General features: G+C 67.5%; 11 protein-coding genes. 9 read left to right on the plus strand and 2 right to left on the minus strand.

The genetic code is table 11. The features are described 5' to 3' along the window. The first annotated feature begins 492 nt into the window (after nucleotides 1-492). The 4 genes from ACWCP6_RS21520 to ACWCP6_RS21535 are packed head-to-tail and all read left to right on the plus strand — an operon-like array spanning nucleotide 493 to nucleotide 5,460. Nucleotides 493-1,269 carry a class I SAM-dependent methyltransferase gene (locus ACWCP6_RS21520; RefSeq protein WP_450934089.1) on the plus strand — a complete coding sequence of 259 codons (777 nt, stop codon included), beginning with the start codon at nucleotides 493-495 and terminating at the stop codon, nucleotides 1,267-1,269. Then, nucleotides 1,266-3,920 (plus strand): SUMF1/EgtB/PvdO family nonheme iron enzyme, encoded by a 2,655-nt coding sequence (locus ACWCP6_RS21525; protein WP_450934090.1) that lies wholly within the window; start codon nucleotides 1,266-1,268, stop codon nucleotides 3,918-3,920. The genes ACWCP6_RS21520 and ACWCP6_RS21525 overlap by 4 nt, the downstream gene beginning before the upstream one ends. After that, nucleotides 3,917-4,183, plus strand: coding sequence for a hypothetical protein (locus tag ACWCP6_RS21530; RefSeq protein ID WP_450934091.1), 267 nt, complete (start codon nucleotides 3,917-3,919; stop codon nucleotides 4,181-4,183). The genes ACWCP6_RS21525 and ACWCP6_RS21530 overlap by 4 nt, the downstream gene beginning before the upstream one ends. Then, nucleotides 4,180-5,460, plus strand: a complete 1,281-nt coding sequence (locus ACWCP6_RS21535) for a hypothetical protein (protein ID WP_450934092.1) — start codon at nucleotides 4,180-4,182, stop codon at nucleotides 5,458-5,460. The genes ACWCP6_RS21530 and ACWCP6_RS21535 overlap by 4 nt, the downstream gene beginning before the upstream one ends. A 345-nt stretch (nucleotides 5,461-5,805) precedes the next feature. Here ACWCP6_RS21535 and ACWCP6_RS21540 read toward each other — a convergent pair whose 3' ends face one another. Next, nucleotides 5,806-7,335, minus strand: coding sequence for a helix-turn-helix domain-containing protein (locus ACWCP6_RS21540; RefSeq protein WP_450934093.1), 1,530 nt, complete (start codon nucleotides 7,333-7,335; stop codon nucleotides 5,806-5,808). Nucleotides 7,336-7,718: 383 nt separating this feature from the next. Between ACWCP6_RS21540 and acnA the strand changes: the two genes are divergently transcribed. Next, complete coding sequence (acnA, locus tag ACWCP6_RS21545; protein WP_450934094.1) at nucleotides 7,719-10,433, plus strand: aconitate hydratase AcnA; 2,715 nt, start codon at nucleotides 7,719-7,721, stop codon at nucleotides 10,431-10,433. A 77-nt stretch (nucleotides 10,434-10,510) separates the two neighbouring features. On the opposite strand, the gene ACWCP6_RS21550 is transcribed toward acnA, so the two are convergent. Continuing rightward, nucleotides 10,511-14,344, minus strand: a complete 3,834-nt coding sequence (locus tag ACWCP6_RS21550; RefSeq protein WP_450934095.1) for a GH92 family glycosyl hydrolase — start codon at nucleotides 14,342-14,344, stop codon at nucleotides 10,511-10,513. A 488-nt stretch (nucleotides 14,345-14,832) separates the two neighbouring features. Here ACWCP6_RS21550 and ngcE point away from each other — a divergent pair, with 488 nt between their 5' ends. The 4 genes from ngcE to ACWCP6_RS21570 all read left to right on the plus strand — a co-directional run bounded on the left by ngcE (nucleotide 14,833) and on the right by ACWCP6_RS21570 (nucleotide 18,616). Continuing rightward, nucleotides 14,833-16,281 carry an N-acetylglucosamine/diacetylchitobiose ABC transporter substrate-binding protein gene (ngcE, locus tag ACWCP6_RS21555; protein ID WP_450934096.1) on the plus strand — a complete coding sequence of 483 codons (1,449 nt, stop codon included), beginning with the start codon at nucleotides 14,833-14,835 and terminating at the stop codon, nucleotides 16,279-16,281. A gap of 49 nt (nucleotides 16,282-16,330) precedes the next feature. Then, on the plus strand, nucleotides 16,331-17,257 hold the full coding sequence (locus ACWCP6_RS21560; RefSeq protein WP_450934097.1) for a carbohydrate ABC transporter permease: 927 nt from the start codon (nucleotides 16,331-16,333) through the stop codon (nucleotides 17,255-17,257). Beyond that, nucleotides 17,257-18,165 carry a carbohydrate ABC transporter permease gene (locus ACWCP6_RS21565; RefSeq protein ID WP_450934098.1) on the plus strand — a complete coding sequence of 303 codons (909 nt, stop codon included), beginning with the start codon at nucleotides 17,257-17,259 and terminating at the stop codon, nucleotides 18,163-18,165. The genes ACWCP6_RS21560 and ACWCP6_RS21565 overlap by 1 nt, the downstream gene beginning before the upstream one ends. 214 nt (nucleotides 18,166-18,379) lie before the next feature. Further along, complete coding sequence (locus ACWCP6_RS21570; RefSeq protein WP_450934099.1) at nucleotides 18,380-18,616, plus strand: hypothetical protein; 237 nt, start codon at nucleotides 18,380-18,382, stop codon at nucleotides 18,614-18,616. The last annotated feature ends 70 nt before the right edge of the window (nucleotides 18,617-18,686 follow it).

An 18,686-nucleotide genomic window follows, 5' to 3' on the forward strand; every position in this document is an offset into this window, starting at 1 on the left:
TGCGTCTATATCTATCCCTCCCGCAGCGACGACCACGACACCGACGTCCGCTCCTGGGTCCGTGCCGACAAAGCCGAGATGGACGCGCCCTTGCACGCGACCATCACGACCTGGCTGTCCACGAGCTGGCCCCTCGGAACTCTCAACTATCAGCCCCGCTGACCATCATGTGGTCCCGCAGCGACCAGCCACACCGACCCCTGCGGGACACCTGGCCTCCGAATGGCCCGACCGCGGGAACGAATATCTTCCCGGTAAACCTTCCCGGTCACAGCACTAGAAGCCCCCTGTTCACCGGACCGATCAACGCGAAAAGTTCCCCCGCGTGAGGTGTACGCGTTCGCTCGATGCCCACGAGTTCACCTTCGTGTGTCGACGAAGTCGGGTGCCGCTCACCCCCGACCGATTACGCACTGTCGCCGCTTCTGCACCCGCGATAACCTGCCGGGATCCGGCACGGCACAACCGGACATGCGGGACACGAGGGGGATCGTGGAGCGGCGTGATGTGCGGGGCCACTACCAGGAGCTGGCAGCCGAGTACGACGAGCACTGGGTCTACGACCCGAACTACGTTCCCTGGATGTCTGGGCGGATCGCCGAGGCGCTGCAGCTCAGCCCCACGGACCGAATCGCCGACATCGGCTCGGGCACAGGCCTGTTCGCCAGGGAAGTGGTGAGGCAGGTCACGCCTCAACATCCCGTTCTGTGCATCGATCCGTCAGAGGCGATGCTCCGTCGGCTCGGCAGTCCGCCACCACCTGGTCTGACACCGGTCGTCGCTTCCGCCGAGGACCTTGCCGGAGGGCGCGCCATTCTGTCGTACGGGGAACTCGACGCCATGTGGCTGAAGGAGTCCGTGCACCATGTGGCTGACCCCGCGCACACGCTTCGATGTCTGGCCGGCCGGCTGGCGCCCGGCGGCCGCATGCTGGTGGTGATGCTTCCGGTGACCATCCGGTACCCGCTCTTCGAGGCTGCCCTAGCGCGCTTCGAGGAATTGCAGCCTGACCCGACCGGCATCGAGGGACACCTGCGCGCAGCCGGACTGGAAACCTCGCTCACCCACGTCGAGCACGAGCTGCGCATCGAGCGGGACAAATACTTCGGCATGGTCCGTGCCCGCTACATGTCGCTTCTCTCCACTTTCACCGACAGCGAGATCGAGAAGGGCATCGAAGAGATGCGAGTCGCTCACCCGGAGCCGGTCCTGGTGTTTCCCGACCGGTTCGCATTCATCCTCGGCAAGCGAGGAGTCGAGAGCGCGTGAGCACGGTGGTGGACGAGCGGCTGCGGCGTCTGCGGAGTGAACTCGACGATCACTCGCGAATCGCCGAACGATTAGGGCTCGACCTCGAACGGCCACTGCGGTCCCTCAACGACGGATACCCCGAGAACGCGGTCGCCCTGGTCGGAAAGCTGACCGAGAAGCTTCTCAAAGAGCTGTGGCGTCACCATGACATCGAGGGCGACCCCGCAACGAAGGCCCTGAACGACCTCGTCAAGCGCTGCCGTCCGCACATCCGCAGCAGCACGGTCATTGACGCGCTCGAGGACATCCGGCGGCTTCGCAACCGATCCACGCACGATGGGTACGACATCAGCGACGAGGACGGGCTACTGGCGGTCCGCAGACTCGTCGACGTACTGGTGTGGTTCACCGACACGGGAAGCGCGGCGCTGCTCGGCGGTGAACCTGACATGGCATCCGAAGTGGCGCGCCGTTGCGAATTCCTGGCCGGGCTGTACGTCACCCTGGGCTACCGCCAGGCCAAGCGGTTCGTCCTCAGCCCCGACACGGTGTACCAGCTGTTCTGCCGTGAGGCAGGGATGCGCCTGGAGTACGTGGAGCTGATGCTCTCCAGGAAGGCGGACGACCTTGGTACCGTCCTCGCCTCCACAGGGGGGCAGCTGCTCCGCACCCGACTGCCCAAGCTCACCTGGTTCGTCATCCTGGACGACGTGGGGGACGACACGGCGACCGGACCTCTCCACCAGATGCTGGGCATGGATCTCCGGATCGTGCGCTACGAGGGCTTCATCGACACCATCGTCAATCTTGAAACGCATCTCGCCGGTCTCCTGTCCCCCGAACCAGCTGAACCATGGACCACGGTTGCCGCGGCTGTCATGTCCACCGACCCCCACACCGGGGAACCGCGTGTGGAGCGCTCCGAGGACGCGGCCGAGCTGCTGGCTCGCCTCGTGCACGGCAGTGCGAACGTCCTGGTAACGGGTCGTCCGGGGAGCGGTAAGAGCGCCCTCCTGCGCTCACTCGCTGTGAGTCCGGACATCCGCCGCTTCCGCTTCTACTTCGACCTCGGCCTCAAACCGAGGGATGAGCCGTTCTCCGAATACGCGGCTCGCCTCCTGGCGCCAGCCATGGCAGCGGACCGCTCGCGCGCCTACGACCTTTTCCTTTTCCTGATCCGTTCCGGTTCCGCGCTGTGTGTGCTCGACGCGGTCGACGAAGGCGTTGAGGAAGCCAGCCCAGCCGGCTTCCTTCGGCTCTTCACCGATCTTGCCGCCGTCCTGTCCGCCGAGTCAGCGGTGGTCATGAGCTCGCGAGTGTCCTTCCTCGCCGACTCGCCCCAAGTGCGTCAGCTGCTGGACAGCGGCGCCGGACGCTCCGAGCAACTGGTCGAGCAGATGTACGCGAACGGCGTCGAACCGTCACGCGTTCCGCACTTCCATGTGGTGCGCCTGGCCGAGCCGGGGGCCACCCCTTTGGAGAGGCGGCTCAGCGCCGCACTGGCACTTCCGTCGGGGCAGCCGCTCGCGCACATCCTCGGCGCCCACATCACCCGGACATTGGCCGAGCGGGGCCGACCCGATCTGGAAGAACGGCTACCGGCCGTGTTCGGACACGCGTTCCTCACCGACCGGACCGTCTTCTCGTTTCTCGACCTCCACCGGCTACTGGGCGCCGACGCCTTCAGCGCCGGGATCCTCAGCCTCGACACTTGTGTCCTTGCGCCGCTGCTGCGACCCGTCGGCCCGGACCACGTCGCGTTCGCGCACACGGCATACCAGGAACTGCTGGCCGCCCGGCACCTCGCCGAGTCGGGCCGTGACACGGCGGCGGACGTTGCAGGCGGCCCCTTCCTCACCGAACAAGTGCGTGCCTTCCTTGCCGGAATGCCCACAAGTCCCGAGACGGACGACTGTGTGGTGCCTGCCGCTACATACCTGGTCGGTCCGGCCGAACGACTACTGCTCCGCCGGGTTCCGCGCCCCGTCCTCTTCGACCGGCACGCCGTGACCGTTGCACGCTACCGCCGCTTCCTCAACGCTCTCAACGCGGACGGCACCTCTGAGTGGGACCACCCCGACCAGCCCGCCCACGTCACTCACCGCCCCTGGACCGATCGATTGCGGCGGCCCGACTTCTACACCAATCCTCGCTACGACGCTCACCCCGCGATTTGCGTCAACTGGTGGAGCGCGCACGCCTTCGCCGCGTTCGAAGGCAAGCGCCTGCCGACATCTCTCGAATGGGAGGCTGCCGCGCGCGGAGCGGACGGCCGACTTTTTCCCTGGGGGGATCATCCCGACGATCGAGCCGTCAACTGCGCTGACTCCTGGGTCGGCCGACCTGTCGTGACGTACCAGGCGTGGTACCGCGACTTCGCGGACGACGCACTACGCCGGGCAGGGGTGACACCGGACGGCGAACGCGTGGACAACCGTTCACCGTTTGGCGTGCGAGACATGGTCGGCAACTGCTGGGAGTGGACTTCCACCAGCCTCACCGACCCCGGTGAGGCCGTCATCTGCGGCGGCAGCTACGACAACCCGATGCGGGCCGTGCAGGCCAGCTCAAAGGGCATCTACCGCAAGCGCGGCGGGAGCAACGCGGTCGGATTCCGGTGCGTGCAGGACATCACCGACGGCCCGGAAACAGAGGAGACACCAGCATGACCGGCGGCGGACCGCGCCACGGAACCATCGTCGACAGGCGCCCCAACGGAGGAGGACTCAGTGGTTCCTCCGGCCTGTACATCGTGCGGGACGACGAGGACGAGCGGTACTACACTTTCGACTACCGCCAGATTGTGACGGAGGGATTCCGGACCGTCCGCACCGGCGAACGCGTCCGCTTCCACATCCGCGCCGAGAGCCCCGACCGGGCGGAGTTCGTCATCCGCCTCGACCAGCCTGACCCGGCGGAGTACTACCGGTGACCAGCAGCACTTCGCCGCTTGACGGCGTCACGGGTGCACGTCAGGAACTGACGGTCGTCCTGCCGGTGCGGCTGCTTCGCGTCCCCGGCTGGAGCGAAGGCCCCTTTCCGTTCGAGTTGGGCAGCCGTCGGACCGACGCCGAAACCCGGTCCACCTATTTCGCCCCCGCCTCCGCGCGGGCCCTCTACGGGGCCCCGGGACGTGCGCGCCGCTGGTACCTTCCGTTGGATATCAAACAGGACGGGCTGCACCTGCTCGGCATGGAAATCCTGCGCGCGGCGACCGCCCGCAGGCCCGAACATGCCCTTGCTGTCATGCACTTCAGCGCGGAGCGCCCCCTGTTGCCTGTTCTGCGGGCACTGGCCGGACGGGGGCAGACTTCCGCCGACGATCCGCTGACCGGTGAATTCGACCCGGCCACGCTGCTCGCCGGCATAGCCGACGCACGCAACTCCAGCGCACCATTCGCCATCGCCCGGCCGTACTCCATCGCGTTCATGGCCCCGACCGCGCAGCATGCTTCTGCCTTTCGCCACGGCATCGAGGGGGATCTGCCCGCGACCGCGGACCGATGGCTGTGGCAGCTTGCGTCGCGCTCCACGCCGGACGATTTCCCTCTCCCGCCGGAGACTGCGAACGATCAGCTCAAGGATGTCTTGCGAATCTCGGCAGACTGGAGCGCCCTGGTGCTGCGGCAGGGAGCCGCCTTCCTCGGCCATCGTCCTGACAGCGGTACGGGCGACTTCTTCGAGTTCGGCGCGCTGCACTCCCGTACCGTCTATCTCGATGCCCTGCTCCTCGGTGCCCTCCAGCGCGATCACATCGACGAGCTGACCGACGAGCTTTCCGAGGTGTTCACGTTCTCGCGGCTGGCCCGCCGCGTTGCCACACTGGAGCGGAACATCGCAGTCTTCCGTAGCACGTACTGGCGGCAGCACCTGACCGCTCACGGCCCCGCGAACGACCTCCTGCTCGCGTTCCAGAACCAGTACCGGCTGCCTGCGCGCTTTCAGGAGATCCTTGCCGAAGCCGCTGACTACAGCAGGCTTGTGCAGACGCAGGAAAGTCAGCAGATCAGCGGTGCACTCGGTGTCCTCACGATTCTCGGCCTGCCGCTCGGCACCGCCCTTGGCATCCTTCAGGTTCTCGACGACCACTCCGTGACACACCTGCTCCTCGCCATAGGCATGTCCGTCGTCGCCACGGCGGGAGTCCTCACTACCCGGTACGGGCGGCTTGTCGTGTCGTCGTTGCGGGGGAGTGCCGGAAAGGCGTAGCGGGATCGACCTGACCGTTGCGGCAGAACCGGCTGAGGGTCTGCGGGGAGGGCTCGGTGGACCCCGCCTCGCGCAGAGACCCGTTGTAAGCGCGCCGGACCTGGTCTCCACCACCACGCACCTGGCAGCGTGGACGTCATGACCACCAGTACGTCGTCTCCAATCACGACGGCTGCCACCGCCTGGTGACGCGGCCGTCGATGCGGTCTTCGCAATGCCTCGCCGATGGGGAGCGCGCGGTTGATGCCTAAGTCCCAGAAGAGTGCCAGAGGAGCCGCCGCACTCTTGCTGAAAAGCATTCACGCTGGTCAGCAAGAGTGCGGCGACATTCCTCCGAAAGAGCGCTCAGATATCCCGGAACGTCTCGATCTGCGCACCCACCGAGTTCAGGCGCTCCGCGAGGTCCTCGTACCCGCGGTTGATGACGTACACGTTCCGCAGCACCGAGGTCCCCTCGGCCGCCATCATCGCGAGCAGGACGACCACGGCGGGGCGCAGCGCGGGCGGGCACATCATCTCGGCGGCGCGCCAGCGCGTGGGGCCCTCGACGAGGACCCGGTGCGGGTCGAGGAGCTGAAGGCGCCCGCCGAGCCGGTTCAGGTCCGTGAGATAGATCGCACGGTTGTCGTAGACCCAGTCGTGGATGAGGGTCTTGCCCTGCGCGGCGGCGGCGATGGCGGCGAAGAACGGGACGTTGTCGATGTTCAGGCCGGGGAAGGGCATCGGGTGGATCTTGTCGATCGGCGCCTCCAGCTTGGAGGGCCGGACCGTGAGGTCCACGAGCCGGGTGCGGCCGTTGTCGGCGACGTACTCGGCGGAGCGGTCGTGGTCGAGGCCCATCTCCTCGAGGACCGCCAGCTCGATCTCCAGGAACTCGATCGGCACGCGGCGCACGGTGAGCTGCGACTCCGTGACGACGGCCGCGGCGACCAGGCTCATCGCCTCGACCGGGTCCTCGGAGGGCGAGTAGTCGACGTCGACGTCGATGGTGGGCACACCGTGCACGGTGAGCGTGGTGGTGCCGATGCCCTCGACCTTCACGCCCAGGGCCTCCAGGAAGAAGCAGAGGTCCTGGACCATGTAGTTGGAGGACGCGTTGCGGATGACGGTGACGCCGTCGTGGCGCGCGGCGGCCAGCAGCGCGTTCTCGGTCACGGTGTCGCCGCGCTCGGTCAGGACGATCGGCCGGCCGGGCGTCACGTCCCGCTCGACCCGGGCGTGGTACAGACCCTCGGTCGCCGTGATGTCCAGGCCGAACCGGCGCAGGGCGATCATGTGCGGCTCGATGGTCCGGGTGCCGAGGTCGCAGCCGCCCGCGTACGGCAGCTTGAACTGGTCCATACGGTGCAGCAGCGGGCCGAGGAACATGATGATCGAGCGGGTGCGGCGGGCCGCCTCCTCGTCGATGGCCTCCATCTCCAGCTCCGCCGGAGGGACGATCTCCAGGTCCACGCCGTCGTTGATCCAGCGGGTGCGGACGCCGATGGAGCCGAGGACCTCCAGGAGCCGGTAGACCTCCTCGATGCGCGCGACGCGGCGCAGCACGGTGCGGCCCTTGTTCAGCAGGGACGCGCAGAGCAGCGCCACACAGGCGTTCTTGCTCGTCTTCACGTCGATGGAGCCGGACAGCCGACGGCCGCCGACCACGCGAAGATGCATCGGACCGGCATAGCCGAGGGACACGATCTCGCTGTCCAGCGCCTCCCCGATACGGGCAATCATCTCAAGGCTGATGTTCTGGTTGCCGCGCTCGATGCGGTTGACGGCGCTCTGGCTGGTGCCCAGTGCCTCGGCCAACTGCGATTGTGTCCAGCCCCGGTGCTGCCGGGCGTCACGGATGAGCTTGCCGATGCGTACGAGGTAGTCGTCGGTCATGAGTTGAGGCTATATCGGATATGAGATGTGGCAACAATCGGGGCCACCCATCGGCTACTTCGTGTCATATCCGATAATGCGTCAGATGCCAGCTAGGAGCGACTTTATACCCTTCTGTCTCATTTCTTCAGGTATACACGGATGGCGCAATGCCCGGCGGGGCCGCGGGTGGCCGGGGGCTCCGGATGCCGCGCACCGGGGCGGGCATGACCATGGTGGGGGCGATGTACTAGAGTTATCTCGACATCGAGATATCTGCCGGAGGCGCACTGCAGCCGCCCTTTTGGTAAGGGTTACCTAACTTAGCCTTACCTTAGCGGATCGGCGACACGTCGTGGCGGCAGGATGCGGTGGTTACGCGCACATATATGAAGGAGACTGTCGTGTCGGCGAACAGCTTCGACGCCCGCAGCACGCTGCGCGTGGGCGACGAGTCGTACGAGATCTTCAGGCTGGACAAGGTCGAGGGCTCTGCTCGCCTTCCCTACAGCCTCAAGGTTCTCCTGGAGAACCTGCTCCGCACCGAGGACGGCGCCAACATCACCGCCGACCACATCCGGGCGCTGGGCAACTGGGACTCGCAGGCCCAGCCGAGCCAGGAGATCCAGTTCACGCCGGCCCGCGTGATCATGCAGGACTTCACCGGTGTGCCCTGTGTCGTGGACCTCGCCACCATGCGTGAGGCCGTGAAGGAGCTCGGCGGCGACCCGGCGAAGATCAACCCGCTGGCCCCGGCCGAGCTGGTCATCGACCACTCCGTCATCGCCGACAAGTTCGGCACGCCCGAGTCCTTCGCCCAGAACGTCGAGCTGGAGTACGGCCGCAACAAGGAGCGCTACCAGTTCCTGCGCTGGGGCCAGACCGCCTTCGACGAGTTCAAGGTCGTCCCGCCCGGCACCGGCATCGTCCACCAGGTCAACATCGAGCACCTGGCCCGCACCGTCATGGTCCGTAACGGCCAGGCGTACCCCGACACCCTCGTCGGTACCGACTCGCACACCACCATGGTCAACGGCCTCGGCGTCCTCGGCTGGGGCGTCGGCGGCATCGAGGCCGAGGCCGCGATGCTCGGCCAGCCGGTCTCGATGCTCATCCCGCGCGTCGTCGGCTTCAAGCTCACCGGTGAGCTCAAGCCCGGCACCACCGCCACCGACCTGGTGCTGACCATCACCGAGATGCTGCGCAAGCACGGCGTCGTCGGCAAGTTCGTCGAGTTCTACGGCGAGGGCGTCGCCGCCACCTCGCTCGCCAACCGCGCCACCATCGGCAACATGTCGCCGGAGTTCGGCTCCACCGCCGCGATCTTCCCGATCGACGGCGAGACCCTGAACTACCTGCGCCTGACCGGCCGCTCCGAGCAGCAGGTCGCGCTCGTCGAGGCGTACGCCAAGGAGCAGGGCCTCTGGCTCGACCCGGCCGCCGAGCCCGACTTCTCCGAGAAGCTCGAGCTGGACCTCTCCACGGTCGTCCCGTCGATCGCAGGCCCGAAGCGCCCGCAGGACCGCATCGTCCTCGCGAACGCCGCCCAGCAGTTCGCCCTCGACGTGCGCAACTACGTCGACACCGCGGACGAGTCGGGCGAGGAGTCCTTCCCGGCCTCCGACTCCCCGGCCGCCGCCAACGGCGTGCCGACCCGTCCGACCACCGTCACCGCCCCCGACGGTTCGACCTACGAGATCGACCACGGCGCCGTCACCGTCGCCGCGATCACCTCCTGCACCAACACCTCGAACCCGTACGTCATGGTCGCCGCCGCGCTGGTGGCCAAGAAGGCGGTCGAGAAGGGCCTGACCCGCAAGCCGTGGGTCAAGACCACGCTCGCCCCGGGCTCCAAGGTCGTGACCGACTACTTCGACAAGGCGGGCCTGACCCCCTACCTCGACAAGGTCGGCTTCAACCTCGTCGGCTACGGCTGCACCACCTGCATCGGCAACTCCGGCCCGCTGCCGGACGAGGTCTCCAAGGCCGTCAACGACCACGACCTGGCCGTCACCTCGGTCCTGTCCGGCAACCGCAACTTCGAGGGCCGGATCAACCCCGACGTCAAGATGAACTACCTGGCGTCGCCGCCGCTGGTCGTCGCCTACGCCCTCGCGGGCTCCATGAAGGTGGACATCACCAAGGACGCCCTGGGCATCGACCAGGACGGCAAGCCGGTCTACCTGCAGGACATCTGGCCGACCGAGGCCGAGGTCAACGACGTCGTGGCGAACGCCATCGGCGAGGACATGTTCAACAAGTCCTACCAGGACGTCTTCGCGGGCGACGCGCAGTGGCAGGCGCTGCCGATCCCGACCGGCAACACCTTCGAGTGGGACGCGGAGTCCACCTACGTCCGCAAGCCCCCGTACTTCGAGGGCATGACGATGGAGACCACCCCGGTCACCGACATCGAGGGCGCCCGCGTCCTCGCCAAGCTGGGCGACTCGGTCACCACCGACCACATCTCCCCGGCCGGCGCGATCAAGGCCGACACCCCGGCGGGCCAGTACCTCACGGAGCACGGCGTCCAGCGCCGCGACTTCAACTCCTACGGCTCCCGCCGAGGCAACCACGAGGTCATGATCCGCGGTACGTTCGCCAACATCCGCCTGCGCAACCAGATCGCGCCGGGCACCGAGGGCGGCTACACCCGCGACTTCACGCAGGCCGACGCGCCGGTGTCGTTCATCTACGACGCCTCCCGCAACTACATCGAGCAGGGCATCCCGCTGGTCGTCCTGGCCGGCAAGGAGTACGGCTCCGGCTCGTCCCGCGACTGGGCCGCCAAGGGCACCGCGCTGCTCGGCGTCAAGGCCGTCATCGCCGAGTCGTACGAGCGCATCCACCGCTCGAACCTCATCGGCATGGGCGTGCTCCCGCTCCAGTTCCCGGAGGGCGCCTCCGCCGAGTCCCTCGGTCTGACCGGCGAGGAGACCTTCTCCTTCACCGGCGTCGAGGAGCTGAACAACGGCACCACGCCGCGTACGGTCAAGGTCACCACCGACACCGGTGTCGAGTTCGACGCGGTCGTCCGCATCGACACCCCCGGTGAGGCGGACTACTACCGCAACGGCGGCATCATGCAGTACGTGCTGCGCAGCCTGATCCGCAAGTAAGGGCTCCCACAGCGAAAGCCGCAGGGCCGCCCCCCGTTCACCGGGGGGTGGCCCTGCGGTCGTTCACGCCGGGCCGGTCAGGACAGCAGCTCCACCTCCGCGAGGGTCGCCGCCCCGTCGAGCACCAGCCGGTAGTGGCGGTACGTCCCCGGGGTCCCGACCGTGAACGCCCGGGTCTGCCTGTTCCAGGCGAAGGCCTCCCCGGACCGCTTGTCGAGCGTCTTCCACGCCGTGCCGTCCGCCGACCCCTGGAGCACCCATCCCCGGGGAGCCTCGGCGTGGTCGGAGGACGACGTCAGCGTGTACTGCACGGCCCGGGTGTCCCCGGTGACCGGCAGCTCGACCGAGGAGACGGTGGCGTCCGTGGCCGATGTGTCGTCGAACAGGGGCCCGTCGCCCTTGATCGCATCGGTGCGGGGCGAGGGCACCTTGTCGTCCTGTGTGATGGAGACGGGCGCCGCGTCCCTGCCGGTGCCCCACGACGACGGCTTCGGGCCCATGTCGAACTCCAGGACCCCGCCCCCGGCGATCAGCTCGTGCGGGAGCGAGGTCTTCGTCCACGCCTTGCCGTTCACCTTCAGCCCCTGCACATAGACGTTCCTCGCACTGTTCTCCGGGGCCTTGATCACCAGGTCGTGGCCGTTCTCCAGATGCACGGTCGCCTTCGTGAACAGCGGCGATCCGACCGCGTACTCGCCGCTGCCCATCACCAGCGGATAGAAGCCGAGCGCGGAGAACACGTACCAGCCCGACATCTCGCCGTTGTCCTCGTCGCCGGGGTAGCCCTGCCCGATCTCGCTGCCGAGATAGAGCCGCGAGAGCACCTCGCGGACCTTCGCCTGCGTCTTCCACGGCTGCCCGGCCGCGTCGTACAGGTACGCGATGTGGTGCGAGGGCTGGTTGGAGTGGCCGTACATCCCCATGCGGACGTCGCGGGCCTCGGTCATCTCGTGGATGATGCCGCCGTACGAACCGGCCACATCGGACGTCGCGGTCTCCGGGGTGGAGAAGAACGTGTCGAGCTTCTTCGCCAGACCGGCCCGCCCGCCGTACAGATTGGCCAGGCCGCGCGAGTCCTGCGGGGCGCTGAAGGCATAGCCCCAGCCGTTCGACTCCGTGTAGTCGTAGCCCCAGATGCGCGGGTCGTACGCCGAGGAGTCGACCCGCCAGGCGCCCTTCGCGTCACGGCCCTGGAAGAAGCCGGCCTTGTCGTCGAAGAGACGGACGTAGCCGCGGGCACGGTTCAGGAAGTACGCGGACTCCTCCTCGTAGTGCTTCTCGCCCGTCTTCCTGTACAGGGCCCGGCCCATCCGTGCGATGCCGTAGTCGTTGAGGTAGCCGTCGAGCGCCCAGGACATGCCCTCGCCGGTGGCGGTGCTCGTGTAGCCGAGGAAGGGCGAGGTCGCCATGCCCTTGCGTCCGACGCCCGAGGACGGCGGGACCACGGTCGCGTTCTTCACGGCCGCCTCGTACGCGGCCTTCGCGTCGAAGTGCACGCCCTTGACGTACGCGTCGGCGAACGCCACGTCGGACGACGTGCCGGTCATCAGGTCCGCATAGCCGGGCGAGGACCAGCGCGACGTCCAGCCGCCGTCCTTGTACTGCTGCACGAAGCCGTCGACCATGGCACCGGCCTGTTTCGGAGTGAGCAGGGAGTAGGCGGGCCAGGTGGTGCGGTAGGTGTCCCAGAAGCCGTTGTTGACGTACACCGTGCCGTCGACGACCTTCGCGCCGGTGTGCGTCGGGGTGTCGGGACCGGGCATCGGTGAGAACGGGCTCGCGTACTGCGGCCGGCCGCCGACCTCCTCGAAGCCGGAGTTCGGGTACAGATACAGCCGGTAGAGGCTGGAGTAGAGGGTGGTGCGCTGGTCGGTGCTCGCGCCCTCGACCTCGACCCGGCCCAGCAGGTCGTCCCACTGCTTCCGGGCGCCCGCCTCGACGTCGGCGAAGGAGGCGCCGTCCGGGATCTCCTGCCGCAGATTGTCCTTGGCCTGGTCGACGCCGATCAGCGAGGTGGCAAGGCGCAGGGTGACCGTGTGATCGGAGCCCGGACGGAACCGGAGGTAGCCCTTCACCCCGCTGGAGTCCCCGCCGGTGACCGGAGCGTCGAACACGCCGTAGACGAACAGCCGCGTCGCCCCCGTCGACAGGCCCGACTTCACGTCGGAGTACCCGGTGACGATGCCGTGCTCCTTGTCGAGGGTGAGGCCCGCCTGCTCCGTGACGTTGTCGAAGATGACGCTCGCGTCGTCACCGGGGTAGGTGAAGCGCATCGCCGCTGCGTGGTCCGTGGGCGCGATCTCCGCCTTGAGGCCGTTCTCGAACCGCACCCCGTAGTAGTAGGGGCGCGCCGTCTCGTTCTCGTGCCGGAAGGCGAGCGCACGGGCGGTGCGGCCGGTGTCCGGCGTGCCGGACGCGGCCGACGGCATCACCTGGAAGGTCTGCCGGTCGCCCATCCAGGGGCTCGGCTCATGGCTCGCGCTGAACGCCTGGAGCGTCGGCAGATTGTCCGCGTTGTTCGCGCGCGCGTAGTCGTACAGCCAGCTCAGCGACGATGCGTTGGTCACAGGCGTCCAGAAGTTGAACCCATGCGGCACGGCCGTCGCGGGGAAGGTGTTCCCGCGCGAGAAGCCGCCGCTGGAGTTGGTGCCGCGGGTGGTGACCGCGTAGTCGGCGAGATGCGCCTTCGGCTTCTCGGGCTGCGCGGTCCGCAGCGCGATGTCGTCGAGCCATCCGCGGAACTTCGCCGGGCCCTTCGGGGAGTCGTACGCGACGAGGATGCGGTCGACCGTCCTGCCGGCCGCGACCGAGCCGATGCGCGAGACGACGTTGTTCCACTGGTTGACGTAGAGCCCCTTGGCGGCGCCCTGTCCCTGCGGCGTCAGCGGAAAGCCGTGCTGGTCCACGGCGTGCAGACCGCTCAGACAGGTGCCGTCGGTGAACGCGAGGTCCACGGACACGTTCGTGGCGTCGTAGTCCCGGTCGCCGTCGGCCATCGACGGGAAGATCCGGTACGACAGGGCGGTGTCGCGGTTCACCGCGACATTCACGTCGAAGACCTTGTTGTACGAGTACGCCCGGCCGCCGCCCCGGTGCGATCCCGCGTACCGCAGGGCCCGCTTGCCGGTGAAGCCGGCGCCCGCCTTCGCGGTGGGCGACCCACTGGGGCCGCGGTCCACCAGGGTCAGCATGTCCGGGGGAGTGGGATCGGCACCGCCCCCCGTCGAGAACTGCACATCGGCGAGCTGCGTCGCGTCGCCCGCGCCGTGGTTCCCGGTGATGTCCAGCCGGAAGTGCTGATACGCGACGGGAGTGGCGATGTCGTACGTCCTGGTCTGGAACCGCTGCGCGAAGGTGACGCCGGAGCGGGTGTCGAGGGTCTTCCAGTCCTTGCCGTCGCTGGAGCCCTGGAGCGTCCAGTCCCGGGGGTCGCGCTCGTCGTGGTCGTTGGCGGAGGTGAGCGCGTAGGCCGCGACCTTCGTCGGCGCGTCCAGGTCGAACTCGACCCATCCGGTGGGGGCGAAGGTCAGCCATTTGGTGCTCGGTTCGCCGTCGACGAGGTTCTCCTTCACCTCGCCCGAACCGGTGTTCTCGCCGCTCGCCCGCAGATCCGTCACATGATCGGTGACATTGCCCGGGATGCCCGCGCTGTACCCGCCGTCCACGCCGGACGCCCGCTTGCTGCCGTCCGGCGCCGTGTCCACGGTGTTCAGCCAGGTCGGGGCCGGGTCGTCCGCCTCGAACGAGGAACTGAACGTCCGGTCGCCGCTCGGTGGCGCGGGCGGCCGGGCGAGGGCCGTGCCCTGGGCCGTCCCCACGAGCAGGAGGACGGCCGTCCCGAGGACGGCCGTGGTTCCCGCTCTCCGCCGCGCTCTGCCTCCGTGCCGCGCTCTGCGCGTTCCGCGCTGCATTCCTGAGCCCCTCCTTGCGATCAGACAGTCAGACAACGTTGTCAATCTGCTGAGCAAGGACCAGTAGGGCGGCAAGTGCCCATGCATGTCAAGGGTGTTGGAAGTGGCGGGCGTGGCGTCCGGGTCCTGCGGGCCGGCCCGTGACCCGTTCGGCGGGCCCCGCCGGAGGCGGGACGAGGGCTCGGCGACGGCACAGCCGGCTCATATATCCGGGAGGTCTCAACTCGGGAAAGACTGGCGGCCAACCCTGCATTCGATCTTGCCCCTGCCTCCGGAAGTGGACTATACCTGTCGGCGTCCGCGTAGCCGTTCGACAGGGCGCGGACCACCCGGGGGATGGGGGGAAACGGCACGGCGCGCAAGGAGCGCCGACTGCCGTGCATTCCGGCCGATCCCCGACTTTGTGCACGACCCAGCTTCATAAGGCCCGCGGTGCCGGGGAGGGTCCGGTTCACCGCCTGAGTCCTGGAGAAGGCGAGGACTTGAGCATGGGATCCACTTCGGAACAGAACGGTGCGGGTGTCGGACGGCGCGATCTGATCAGGCGGTCTGCTGCACTCGGCCTGATCAGCGTGCCCGCGATGAGCTTCCTGTCCGCTTGTGCCAGCGGCGGGGGAGACGACAACAAGAAGGTCGCGAAGGGCAAGAAGAGCGCGAAGAACCCGCTCGGGGTCAATGAGACCGCACAGTTCGAATTCGTCCTTTTCGACGGCGGTTTCGGCCAGGACTACGCCAAGGACGCGATCAAGGTCTACGAGAAGAACTTCCCGAAGGCCCCGAAGGTCAAGTTCACGCCCACCCAGAAGATCCAGTCCACGCTCCAGCCGCGGTTCAACCAGGGCAACCCGCCGGACCTCATCGACAACTCCGGCGCCGAGCAGATGGACATGGGCGTCCTGGTCGGCAAGAAGCAGCTCGCCGACCTCACCCCGCTCCTCGACGCGCCCTCCATCGACGACCCGTCGAAGAAGGTCCGCGACACGCTGCGCCCGGGCATCGTCGAGATGGGCCAGTTCGACGGCCAGCAGGTCTGGATCCTGTACTACGCCTACACCGTGTACGGCGTCTGGTACTCGCAGAAGGCCCTGGACTCGCTCGACGAGAAGTACCCCGAGACCTGGGACGACATGCTCAAGGTCTGCGAGAAGGCCAAGAAGAAGGGCATGGCCGGCTGGACGTACGCGGGCAAGTACCCGTACTACCTGCCCTTCTCGCTCTACCCGATGATCGGCAAGGTCGGCGGCCGCGAGGTCCTCGACGCGATCGACAACCTCGAGCCGAACGCGTGGAAGCACCCCGCGGTCAAGGCCTGCTTCGAGGCGTACTACGAGCTCTTCAAGAAGGGCTACATCCTCAAGGGCACGCCCGGTCTCGACCACATCCAGTCGCAGACCGCCTGGGCCAAGGGCAAGGCGCTGTTCATCCCGAACGGCTCCTGGGTCGAGAACGAGTCCGCCAAGGTCATCCCCGCCGACTTCGACCTCGCGGTCTCCGCGCCCACCGGCCTGGACAGCTCCGACAAGATGCCGTTCGGCACCATCTGGGCGTCCGGCGGTGAGCCCTTCGTCGTGCCGGCGCAGGCGAAGAACGCCGAGGGCGGCATGGAGCAGCTGCGCATCATGCTCAGCGAGGCCTCGTCGAAGAACTTCACCACCAAGGTGAAGTCGCTGACCGCCTTCAACGGCGGCACCGACGGCATCGAGCTCACCCCGGGCCTGAAGTCGGGTGTCGCGGCGCTGAAGAAGGCCGGCCAGAACGTGCTGAACCCGCGTCTGCAGGACTGGTACGTGCAGCTCCAGAAGGAGAAGATCGGTGTCTCCGGCCTCGGCGAGATGATGGCCGGCCGGCTCACCCCGGCCGAGGCGATCAAGAAGATCCAGGGCTACGCCGACGAGGCCGCCAAGGACAACTCGATCAAGCACTACAAGCACCAGTGAGCCCTCGTCACCAGCGGCGGCACCCGCGCAGAGATCGGGGTCGGAAGTAATGCAGCACGGTAAGTACCGGTTCATCGTGGGATTTCTGTCGGTCCCACTGGCGTTGTACGCACTCTTCGTCATCTGGCCGTTCATCCAGTCCATCTACTACTCGTTCACGGACTGGACAGGCCTGAGCCCGGACTTCAAAATGGTCGGCTTCGACAATTACAGCCGGATGTGGCACGACGACGTCTTCTGGAAGTCGTTGCAGCACAGTCTGCTGTTCGCGTTGCTGCTGCCGCTGGTGACACTCGGCCTGGCGCTGTTCTTCGCCTACATGATCAATGTGGGCGGGCGTGCCAGAAAAGGCGGAGGGGTGGTCGCGGGCGTCCGCGGATCGTCCTTCTACAAAATCGTCTACTTCTTCCCGCAGGTCCTTTCGATCGCGATCGTGGCCCTGCTGTTCGCCTTCGCCTACAACCCGGAGAGCGGCGCACTGAATTCGGCGCTGAAGGCGATCGGCCTGGGCAGCATCCAGCCCCTGTGGCTGGGTGACCCGGACCTCGCACTCTGGTGCGTGATGGCGGTCCTGGTGTGGTCCACGGTCGGCTTCTTCGTGGTCCTGTTCTCGGCGGGCATGGCGTCGATCCCGGCGGAGCTCTACGAGGCGGCGCTCCTGGACGGCGCGAACCGCGTCACGACGTTCTTCCGCATCACCCTGCCCCTGCTCTGGGACACCGTGCAGTCCGGCTGGGTCTACATGGGCATCATGGCCCTCGGCGCCGAGTCGTTCGCGGTCGTGCAGATCATGACGACGGGCCCGGGCGGCCCCGACTACTCCACCACCGTCATGGTGCTGTACGTGTACCAGAAGGCGTTCCGTGACGGCCAGGCCGCCTACGCAACCACGATCGGCGTCGCCCTGCTCGTCGTCACGCTGGCCTTCGCGGCCGTCGTGATGCGGCTGGGCCGGCGCGAGCGGCTGGAGTACTGATGACGACCACCGACACCCCCACTCCCGCCGACGCGCCGATAGCCAAGGTCGACGTCCCGGCCAGGCCGGCCAAGCCGAGGACCGAGGGCACCGTGCTCAACGTCTTCTCGCACGGCATGCTGATCATCTGGGCGTTCATGGTGGTCATGCCGCTGCTCTGGGCCGTGATGACGTCCTTCAAGGACGACGACTCGATCTTCAGCTCGCCCTGGTCCCTGCCGCACAAGCTGCACTTCGAGAACTGGGTGCGGGCGTGGACCGACGCCAATATGAGCGACTACTTCCTGAACACCGTCCTGGTGGTGGCGGGCTCACTCATCGGCACCCTGGTCCTCGGCTCGATGGCGGCCTACGTCCTGGCCCGCTTCGACTTCCCGGGCAACCGCTTCATCTACTACCTCTTCATCGGCGGCATGAGCTTTCCGATCATGCTGGCGCTGGTGCCGCTGTTCTACGTGTCCAACAACCTCGGTCTGCTGAACACGATCCACGGCCTGATCCTGGTCTACATCGCGTACTCGCTGCCGTTCACGGTCTTCTTCCTGACCGCCTTCTTCCGCACGCTGCCCACATCGGTGGCCGAGGCGGCCTTCGTCGACGGCGCATCGCACAGCCGTACGTTCTTCCAGATCATGCTCCCCATGGCCAAGCCCGGCCTGATCAGCGTGGGGATCTTCAACTTCCTCGGCCAGTGGAACCAGTTCATGCTGCCGACGGTCCTCAACACGGACCCGGACAAACGCGTCCTCACCCAGGGTCTGGTCCAGCTCGCGGCGTCCCAGGGCTACAAGGGCGACTGGTCGGGCCTGTTCGCCGGACTGGTCATGGCGATGCTGCCGGTGCTGGCGGCGTACATCGTGTTCCAGCGGCAGGTGGTGGCGGGGCTGACGGCGGGCGCACTGAAGTAGCCACGGCACCGGCCGCCCCGGCGCCCGTGCGGGCCATGCCCCTCCGCGGGGCGTGGCTCGCGGGGCCGTGTCTCCCTGCGGGGCGTGGCTCGCCGGGTCTGGTCCCTGCGCGGGGGACGGCTCGCGGTGCCGTGTTCACCGGGAGCCGGCGGGCGGGGGAGAGTGACCGTCTCCGCGGCGGACCTCTGTCGGACCGCTCGCCTGGATTCGCAGGATGACCGAGCCCTCCCATCTCACCGCCGTCCGCGAGTCGTACGACACCGTCGCCGTCGACTACGCCGCGCGCGTCAAGTCGCCCGCCGAGCTGGATCCCCTGTCGCGCGCGATGCCGGCCGTGTTCGCCGAAATGCCGCATCGGGCCGGGCTGGTCGTCACCGCGCGACTGGTGCAGGAGCCCGGAGAAGGCATGAAGAGGAGAGTTGCGACCTTCCTGGCCGCCAAGCCGCAGTGACGGCGAGGACGGCCCAGGGGAGGGGGAGGAGAGGAAGAGGGACGGCCGACGGCGGGCAAGTCGTCGTCGC

The sequence above is a fragment of the Streptomyces sp. NPDC002004 genome (assembly GCF_053593975.1).